Consider the following 3,072-nt stretch of genomic DNA (forward strand, 5'->3'; position numbering starts at 1 on the left):
TTAACTTTCATTCAATTTGTAAATGTTTTTGTATTTAATAGAAAAATGAATAATATTAAAATTGCATTAGTTTGATAATGCACTACGAGTTAAATAAATATTCATCTTCTGGTTGCCTTCCATCAACAGACCAAGCTATTGTTCTTCTGTGTTTTTCACCAAACAATCCTATTTTCTTTTCTCCAAAACTTTGGTAATCCAAAGAATCAACTCTATTCGGGTCAATATTTAGCCCATATTTCTCTTTCAATTCAAGTCCAAATAAATGAACTTTTGCCTTTCTTTCAAATTCTGAAATATCATACAAGCATAATTCTCTGTGCTTATGCAATAATGCTAAAATTTCATCGTATGCTTTTTTTGTTGCTTCCATTTTTAAATGATTTAATGATTTTTCCCACGCTTCTTTTTCTTAAATTTTTTCTTTCGTGCTTCGTAGCAAGTTAGGTGGTGGAAATCCCTACTGCTGGTAACACGGGTTTGGCAAAAAAGCGGGCTACGGTGGTAATCCGAACAGTTGTGCCTTGCATGTAGTTCTGTGCTTCATTGACAGTTTAGTTTTTCAAAATCCGCTTCTTCGCCAAGCCCGAAAACGTTATAAGCCATTTTCACGAGAATCAGAAAATAGACACTGTAGAATATTTTTATTAACTTGCGGGCTTTTAATAAAATTATGGAAAGAACAATTGACATCGAGAATAACCCTGAACATTTAAATGAATGGGTTTTAAAAAGCATAAATTTATTTAAAGAGACAAATTACTTAGATCAAATTCTTGAAGTTTATCCTTTTCAAATAGCTTCCCCTGTTAGACTTGAACAAAATTTAAGAAGAAGAATTATAAATGCTCATCAGTCTAGAAGAACAAATGACTTAATCCAAATTCTTAAAGGATTGACTAAATTTCCTTATGAAGACCCAATTTGGTATTTACTTAAAAACATAGAGGGTTGTGATGAAAATAATCCAGTTCAAATACAAAGAATAGCAAATTCTTTGTATTCAATGACCGCAGAAGAAACCGTAGTTCGACTTGAATCAGCACCAAAATTAAATACTCAAATGGGACCAATGTTTAATGCTTGGTTAAGGTTAAATTTTACTCTTTTACCACTAGACCTTTTTCAAGAATCAACTGCAGGAATTTGTATTCTTGATGCTTCAGAAGAAATTGGAAAACAATATATTAATGAAATTCTGAATCAAAATTTAGACAAAAGACCTGACTTAATTGCTAAAGTAAATAATCAATTAATCATTGGTGAAGCTAAATGGATTGGACAACCAGGTGGTAACCAAGAAAAACAAGTACAAGAAGTTTTAAAATTCTGTAGAAACCAAAGAGGCGATGTGATCAGAATAGGTGTTGTAGATGGTTTTCCTTGGTCATTATTTAATATTAATCATCGATTGGTAAACAATAAAGAAGCTGTCAATATTCAGGAATCAGAATATGATATTGTAAGTGCAATACTTTTGGAAGAATATTTCAATCAATTTCTTAATCAATAGAAACATATTCATAAAAATTGCACTTAACATTGTCTTTTTTAAATGTTTGTTTTATTACATCAAACGATTGGTTAGAATTATCAATTCCAATCCAATTTCTTTTTAATTGATTTGCAACTAAAAGCGTACTTCCAGAACCTGCAAAACAATCCATAATAAGAGAATCTTTATTTGAAGAATTTAAAATAATTCTTTTCAATAAATCGTGATTTTTTTGTGTCGGATAATCAACATAAGAAAGACCTTTATCTTTAAAATTCCAAACATCTTGGACTTTTTTCCCTTTATGTTCATTTGCAAAAACCATCTTTCTTGGATTTCCATTTTCAGACCATTCTATTAAACCCAAATCGTCTAATCTTGTAAGCTCTTCTCTACTATATCTCCAATGTCTTCCTTTTGGTGGTAATATTCCTTTCCATTCCTTTCCAGTATCGCCATCAATTGTAATTCCAGGAGCGTGAATTGGATTTGTGGTATATCTTCCATAGACAGGATGAATTTTTGAAAAACTATCTACTTCTTCCTCTTTTGTTAACGGCTCTTTTATTTCATTCCAAATATTTTTATCTCTATTTTTTGCATAAAATAAAATCATATCTGAATAATTACCGTATGCATTTCTAGAAAAGTTTTTTGGATTACATTTTATTCTAGTAATATCATTTATAAAGTTTTCGTAACCGAAAACTTCATCCATAATTATTTTAACATAATGACCAATCTTTTTATCAATATGTAAGTAAATACTTCCATTTTCAGACATAAATTCTCTTAACAAAAAAAGTCTTTTTCTAATAAACTCCAAGAATTCACTATTAACTAATTTGTCTGAATAAGCAAGGTCGTTTTCAATATTTGAGAAATTTAAACCAGTCCCAAAAGGTGGGTCAATATAAATTAAATCAACTTTATTTTTATACTTTGGTAATAATGCTTTCAGAACATAATAATTATCACCAAAAATCATTTTATTTGACAAACTTTGATTTTCGTCATTAATTGATTGCAAATAACCTAACGGCTTATAGTTGAGTATTTCAATTTCATTTGATTTACCTTCATAGTCTAAATAACAATTACGACTTTTCTTTAAATAAAGAGTTTCGGGTTCAGAAACCATAGAATTAGTTGACAAGAAATTTTCAAATTCCTGATAAGAAACTCTATAACTTTTATTAATTTTCACAGCGTTTAACTCTTTCTTTTGTATATATTTAGAAACCGTTTGTCTAGTGATTTTTAATGTTTTAGCAACATCATCGACAGTTAAAAAATTGTTATCCATAATTCATAATTTGACACAAAGTAACATAAATTAACACAAATAAACAAGTGACATTGTAAAAAAATAAAAAACGGCTTATAACAGGCGTTTGGCAAGATTGCGAATTTTGTAGTAAATTCACATTTACATTTCGCAAGAAATTTTATCTTTAACAGAAAATAATCGGTTCCGAAGTTCGCCACATCGCCAAGCTGCAAAACGTTAGTGGCAATGCCAAGCCAAAACAAGGAACAATGAAACCTGAATTGAAAAGGATAAGAAAAGTAGAATA

General features: G+C 29.5%; 3 protein-coding genes. 1 reads left to right on the plus strand and 2 read right to left on the minus strand.

Going from position 1 to position 3,072, the window contains the following annotated elements:
- Positions 1-82: 82 nt before the first annotated feature.
- Complete coding sequence (locus F564_RS0117395) at positions 83-373, minus strand: hypothetical protein (RefSeq protein WP_028123703.1); 291 nt, start codon at positions 371-373, stop codon at positions 83-85.
- Positions 374-673: 300 nt separating this feature from the next.
- On the opposite strand from F564_RS0117395, the gene F564_RS0117400 reads away from it, so the two are divergent.
- On the plus strand, positions 674-1,513 hold the full coding sequence (locus F564_RS0117400; protein WP_028123704.1) for a hypothetical protein: 840 nt from the start codon (positions 674-676) through the stop codon (positions 1,511-1,513).
- Here F564_RS0117400 and F564_RS0117405 read toward each other — a convergent pair.
- Positions 1,503-2,801, minus strand: a complete 1,299-nt coding sequence (locus F564_RS0117405; RefSeq protein WP_084406834.1) for a DNA methyltransferase — start codon at positions 2,799-2,801, stop codon at positions 1,503-1,505. The genes F564_RS0117400 and F564_RS0117405 overlap by 11 nt on opposite strands.
- Positions 2,802-3,072: the final 271 nt, after the last annotated feature.

The sequence above is a fragment of the Epilithonimonas tenax DSM 16811 genome, from assembly GCF_000428485.1.
Taxonomy (GTDB): Bacteria; Bacteroidota; Bacteroidia; order Flavobacteriales; family Weeksellaceae; genus Epilithonimonas; species Epilithonimonas tenax.

What these genes read in the sequence shown, in the direction of transcription:
- F564_RS0117395 (WP_028123703.1), bottom strand. Translation starts at nt 373, where the DNA reads ATGGAAGCAACAAAAAAAGCATACGATGAAATTTTAGCATTATTGCAT.
- F564_RS0117405 (WP_084406834.1), bottom strand. Translation starts at nt 2,801, where the DNA reads ATGGATAACAATTTTTTAACTGTCGATGATGTTGCTAAAACATTAAAA.
- F564_RS0117400 (WP_028123704.1), top strand. Translation starts at nt 674, where the DNA reads ATGGAAAGAACAATTGACATCGAGAATAACCCTGAACATTTAAATGAA.